This window comes from Mycobacterium sp. TH-M15 (genome assembly GCF_057473705.1).
The window spans coordinates 1-5,022 of sequence record NZ_JBYCLB010000014.1 but is presented as its reverse complement, the minus strand read 5'-3'; the positions used below and the strand labels follow the sequence as shown (position 1 = coordinate 5,022).

Below are 5,022 nucleotides of genomic sequence, written 5' to 3'. Positions count from 1 at the left end.
ACAGTTGGCGGTGGCGGTCAACGCGCGGCTGGCGCTGTATGGCGGTGGCGGTTTTCTGCACGACCGGCTGCGGGCCGAGTCCAAGGCCCCGAAGGATCTCAAGAAGGCTGTCAGTGAGTACGCAGACACCTTGCAGCAGCTGGGTATCAATTACCTCACCGGCGCGGCCCCCGATGGACCGGTGCAGGGGCCGTTGCGGGATCAGCTTCTGATCCAGAGTGACGCCGTGAAGAACCTCTGTCAGTGATACGGAATGACTGAGAACCCACGCGCCGATGTCGTCTCCCGGCAGTATGAGCGGTGGACCTACCCGCCGCCGATCGATGACCTGACGATGTGGTTGAGGAACAACTGGGAGTGGTTCGACCCGAGCCATGCGCACCGTATCTTGTGGCCGGATCGTGAGTACCGGCCAGATCTGGACATCCTGATCGCTGGATGCGGCACCAACCAGGCTGCGGTGTTAGCTCACACCAACCCGGACGCGCGGGTGGTGGCCGTCGACGTCAGTCAGGCGTCGCTGGATCATCAGCAGTACCTTAAGGAAAAGCACGGGCTGTGGAACCTGGAGCTGCAGTTGTTGCCGATCGAGGAGTTGGCCTCGCTGGGCAGCGACTTCGACTTGGTGGTCTCCACCGGGGTGTTGCACCACATGGCGGAGCCGAGGTCCGGTATGGCTGCGATCGCTGGTGTGCTGCGGCCGGACGGGGTGGCTGCGATCATGTTGTACGCCAAGTACGGCCGGGTCGGGGTGGAGATGCTCGAGTCGGTGTTCCGGGAGCTGGAGCTGCGCCAAGACGCCGCATCGGTGCAGGTGGTGCGGGAGACGTTCGCGGCGTTGCCGGAGGATCATCCGGTGCGGGGGTTATCTGAAGATCGCCGGTGACCTGCGCTCCGATGCCGGGCTGGTCGACACCTTCTTACATGGCCGTCAACAAAGCTACGACGTCGATGGCTGTCTGGACCTGGTGGAACGGTGGTGACGGCGGTGCCGGTGGCGATGGTGGCCACGCCGGTACAGGCGGGCAGGGATCGGTAGAGGGCAAGGGCAGCGGTTACGACGGGGCCGCGGGAACGGCCGGCGACACCGGCGCTCAGGGTGCCACCGGCGCATCCGGCACAGCAGGTCCACAGGGTTGACATCCAGCTGAGCGGTGACAGCTGCCAGGCGCGGCGTTCGCCGCTCTAACAGCTACCGCAACCCGGCGCCACGCGAAGCGGGTCCGTCTCGAAACCCGCCTGGCGCAAACCCGGGCACGTGATGCGGCCGGCCGCGCATCGTCGTGGGTGGCGGCCGGTTATGGCGCAACCGCCAGAACCTGGCCGAAGCTCGGATGTCCCTTACCGAGTGGGAGCGACGCTGGACTGACGAGCGCATCTTCCTCACCGCGGATGGCGAGTCTGGGAAACGCTTCGGCAATGAGACCGTCCGCGTCACCGGCGAGGGTGCGTTCTCCATCAAAGTGCCCGGCGGTCTGGTCGCCGAACACAGAACCCGGCTAACGATTGCCACGCCAGCCTCCTTGAGCACCCATCGCGGTGGCGAGTGGGCTGATCGGATCACCGCCGACCGGGCCGTACGCTACGACCTGCACCGCGACCAGCGGGGATGCTGGTACCTCGATGCGTCCTGGACCTAGCAGCAGGCGCCCGCCGTACCGTTGGCATCGCTGCGAACCCACCGCACCACTGGCCCGGGCTGCCGTGCGGGCTCGGTGACCCGGGACCAGGCCAGCCCCCGAACATCGACACCCAGTTGTTGGGCGGCTGCGCGCCGATCGTCATCAGCGCGGCTCGTTCATCAGCGCGTCGGCGGTCTCGTCCAGGTAGCCGAGCAGCTCGGCACGGTGCTCGGCGTCGAGGGTGTCGGCGTCGACGGCGGCGACCGCGATCCGCATGCAGCGCAGCCAGGCGTCGCGCTGCGCGGGGCCGATCGGGAACGGGACGTGGCGCATTCGCAGCCGGGGATGGCCGCGATCCTCGGAGTAGCTGCGCGGCCCGCCCCAGTACTGCTCCAGGAACATCCGCAGCCGCCGTTCGGCGCCGGCCATGTCGTCCTCGGGGTAGAGCGGACGCAGGATGTCGTCGGCGGCGACCAATCGGTAGAAGTGCGCCACGATCCGGTGGAACGTCTCGGCGCCGCCGACGGCGTCGTAAAACGACGACTGCTGCGGCCCCGGATCCATCGGCTCCATTGTGCGGCATCGCCGACGCCGGTCGGTGAACACCCAGCAAATTTTCGTGCGGGCACCGGCGAATCATGGTGAACTGTTCCCCGGGAGAATCAGAGGATCCATGGCGCAGCGCAAAAAACGCCGCAGCCACCGCAGTTCGGGCGCTGCGGCAAGCCTGACCGGGCTTGCAACCGGTTCGCGCCTGCACAGCGTCGCCGCGCCTCCCGTCGGCGGCTCGGCATGGAACCGGCGCCGGGTGCTGCTGCTCAACTCCACCTACGAGCCGCTCACCGCGCTGCCGATGCGCCGCGCCGTCGTCATGCTGATCTGCGGCAAGGCCGACGTGGTGCACGACGACCCGGCCGGGGCGGTCATCCACTCGGCAACCCGGTCGGTCGCGGTGCCGTCGGTGATCCGGCTGCGGTCGTTCGTCCGGGTTCCCTACCGTGCCCGGGCTCCGCTGACCCGCACCGCGTTGATGCACCGGGACCGGTTCTGCTGCGCGTACTGCGGCGCCAGGGCCGACACCGTCGACCATGTGGTGCCGCGCAGCCGGGGCGGTGACCACTCCTGGGAGAACTGCGTTGCGGCCTGCTCGCCGTGCAACCACCGCAAGGCGGACCGGTTGCTGACCGAACTGGGCTGGTCGTTGGGCCGGGTGCCGACGTCGCCGAGAGGCCGGCACTGGCGGCTGCTGGCGGCGATCACCGAGTTGGACCCGGTGTGGATGCGCTACCTCGGTGAGGGAGCCGCCTGATCCGCTCGGCGGGAACGGGTGTTTTCCCGTGTGGCTGCACTGGCCGGCCGGTGGTGGGATACGGTTTGCCTCGTGAGCCTGATCAATTACCTGCTGTACTTCGTGGGCATTCCGGTGTTGCTGGTCGCGTTCCTGGCGGTGCGGATCTGGTCGTCCCGCAAGGCCGTGCATCCGGCGACCTATCAGCTCTCCGAAGCCTGGACTCATCCGCCGATCCTGTGGGCGGCGACCGACGAGGCGATCGGCGACCCACACGGTCACGGCGCTTCCGAATTCAGCGTGGGAGGTGGCGCCAGTGGTAACTGGTGAGATTGCGGCGATTGCGCCCGAAGAGCTGCCGGTCGGCTGGGTGGTCACCACCAGCGGACGGCTCTCCGGGGTGACCGAACCCGGCGACGTGTCGGTGCACTACCCGTTCCCGATCAAGGACCTGGTGGCCCTCGACGACGCGCTGACCGACGGGTCGCGCGCCGCCGGTGCCCGGTTCGCCACCTACATCGGTGAGCTGGGCGACGACCCGGCCGCACGGGCCCGGGAGATCCTGGGTAAGGTGCCGACCCCCAACGACGCGGTGCTGGTCGCGGTCTCACCGGATCAGCGGGCGATCGAGGTGGTCTACGGCGCCGGGGTGCGCGGCCGGGGCGCCGAATCGGCGGCGCCGCTGGGCGTGGCGGCCGCCGCGGCGGCGTTCACCGAGGGCAACCTGATCGACGGGCTGGTCAGCGCCGTCCGGGTGATCAGCGCGGGCATCGCTCCGGCGTAGCCGGCCGACACCGGTGAAGCTGGCACTGGTGGGCGAGTGCGGCGGCGAATATGAAGCCGCGCTGCGTGCTTCCGGTCTGTTGGTCGATGCGGCCCCGGACGGGTATGTCCCGACGTGGCTGGCGAACGCCGAACGGCGACGAATCGCCCCGCAGGTCGTCGTCGCCGTCGCCCGGCAACACGCGCTCACCCCGGCCGGCTTCGCCGTCTTGGACCGGATGACGGAGATCGTCGACCCCGACGGCAAATCGTTCTTCCTGGTCACACCGGGCATCGGCCGAGCCGAGCTGTGTGCGGCGGTGATGGCGACCTATCTGCTCAACGCCGACACCGGCTACCGCACGGGGGACTTCCCCGAGCCGACCTATTCGGTGGACGAAGCGCGGCGGATCGCCGACCGGCAGCGGGCCAACGGCTGGAGCTACGCCGCCGCGCTGCAAGTCTGCAGCGCCGGCGGAAGCCTGGTCACCACCCCCAACGGCATGCTGATGGGCGTCGCCGGCAACCGGATACACGGCTGGTTCAGCCAGCGGGGCGGCACCGCCTACGGCGACCTGTTCCTGGTGAACAGCGGCGGCTCGGCCGATCCCGCCGGGCTGGTCCGCCGGATCATTCGCTCCGGGCACGCCTGGTTCGACCACCGTGGCCGGTTGGTCGGGACTCCGGATCGCGACCTGGACCGGTTGCTGCACCACGAGGAACGCCACGCCCAACAGTGGGCCAGACTCGGGCCGGTGCGGATGGGCGCGGGCTATCTCGCCGAGGAGGCGCGGGTGCGGATCTTCGGCGGGCTCAACAGGTTCGAGGTCGACGCCGGGCTGCGTGACGGCGGGTATCGATGAGCAATCGGGGCAGCCGGGGATAGGCGGGGCGGATTAGTCGGCCCCGCCGGCGTCGAACGCACGTGCCGTCAGTGACCGCTCCACCCCGGCCCGGCCCTCCAGCACCAGCCGGCGCAGGGCCGGCGGCACCTCCGGGTCGGCCAGAAACGCGTCGGCGGCTTCCACGCCGGCCTGGCTGATCTCCCAGCCCGGGTACAGGCCGACGACGACGGTCTGGGCGACCTCACTGGACCGGCGCTGCCACACCTGGGGAATGTCGGCGAAGTAGCGCACGGTGAACGGTGCGAGCAGTTCGGCCTGGCCGGGCTGGACGATCCCGGCGATGATCGACCGCCCGGTGATGTTGGCCAGCGTGTCGTCGGTGACCACCTGCTGCCAGGCCCGCTGCTTGACCCCGGCCTGCGGGCGGGCCGCCGCCGCCTGGGCCGCGTTGCGCTTGCCGGCTGCGGTCCGATCGCGGCGCAGCTCGGCGTCGATGAACGGGGTG

General features: G+C 69.4%; 7 protein-coding genes and 2 pseudogenes. 7 read left to right on the top strand and 2 right to left on the bottom strand.

The window, feature by feature from the left end; translation table 11 throughout:
• From AC2VNT_RS00340 to AC2VNT_RS00330, 3 genes and pseudogenes are all read left to right on the top strand, one after another.
• Positions 1–247 (top strand): annotated as a pseudogene (locus AC2VNT_RS00340) (hypothetical protein); the annotation flags it as partial.
• Between the two features lie 6 nt (positions 248–253).
• A pseudogene (locus AC2VNT_RS00335) lies at positions 254–971 on the top strand (class I SAM-dependent methyltransferase); the annotation flags it as partial.
• A gap of 363 nt (positions 972–1,334) precedes the next feature.
• Positions 1,335–1,640, top strand: coding sequence for a hypothetical protein (locus AC2VNT_RS00330; protein WP_486944965.1), 306 nt, complete (start codon positions 1,335–1,337; stop codon positions 1,638–1,640).
• A 144-nt stretch (positions 1,641–1,784) separates the two neighbouring features.
• On the opposite strand, the gene AC2VNT_RS00325 is transcribed toward AC2VNT_RS00330, so the two are convergent.
• The gene (locus AC2VNT_RS00325) at positions 1,785–2,195 is read right to left on the bottom strand and encodes a globin (protein WP_486944967.1); all 411 of its coding nucleotides are present in this window, start codon (positions 2,193–2,195) and stop codon (positions 1,785–1,787) included.
• A gap of 100 nt (positions 2,196–2,295) precedes the next feature.
• On the opposite strand from AC2VNT_RS00325, the gene AC2VNT_RS00320 reads away from it, so the two are divergent.
• The 4 genes from AC2VNT_RS00320 to AC2VNT_RS00305 all read left to right on the top strand — a co-directional run bounded on the left by AC2VNT_RS00320 (position 2,296) and on the right by AC2VNT_RS00305 (position 4,535).
• Positions 2,296–2,931 (top strand): HNH endonuclease, encoded by a 636-nt coding sequence (locus AC2VNT_RS00320; protein WP_486944964.1) that lies wholly within the window; start codon positions 2,296–2,298, stop codon positions 2,929–2,931.
• 81 nt (positions 2,932–3,012) lie between these two features.
• Complete coding sequence (gene ctaJ / locus AC2VNT_RS00315; protein ID WP_486944966.1) at positions 3,013–3,240, top strand: aa3-type cytochrome oxidase subunit CtaJ; 228 nt, start codon at positions 3,013–3,015, stop codon at positions 3,238–3,240.
• Positions 3,227–3,694: a DUF5130 domain-containing protein gene (locus tag AC2VNT_RS00310; protein WP_486944963.1), complete on the top strand. Its 468-nt coding sequence runs from the start codon at positions 3,227–3,229 to the stop codon at positions 3,692–3,694. Before ctaJ ends, AC2VNT_RS00310 begins: the two co-directional genes overlap by 14 nt.
• 13 nt (positions 3,695–3,707) lie before the next feature.
• Positions 3,708–4,535, top strand: coding sequence for a hypothetical protein (locus AC2VNT_RS00305; RefSeq protein WP_486944962.1), 828 nt, complete (start codon positions 3,708–3,710; stop codon positions 4,533–4,535).
• Positions 4,536–4,568: 33 nt separating this feature from the next.
• Here the strand turns inward: AC2VNT_RS00305 and AC2VNT_RS00300 are convergent.
• The coding region (locus AC2VNT_RS00300) for an ERAP1-like C-terminal domain-containing protein (RefSeq protein WP_486944961.1) at positions 4,569–5,022 on the bottom strand (454 nt) is incomplete at its 5' end.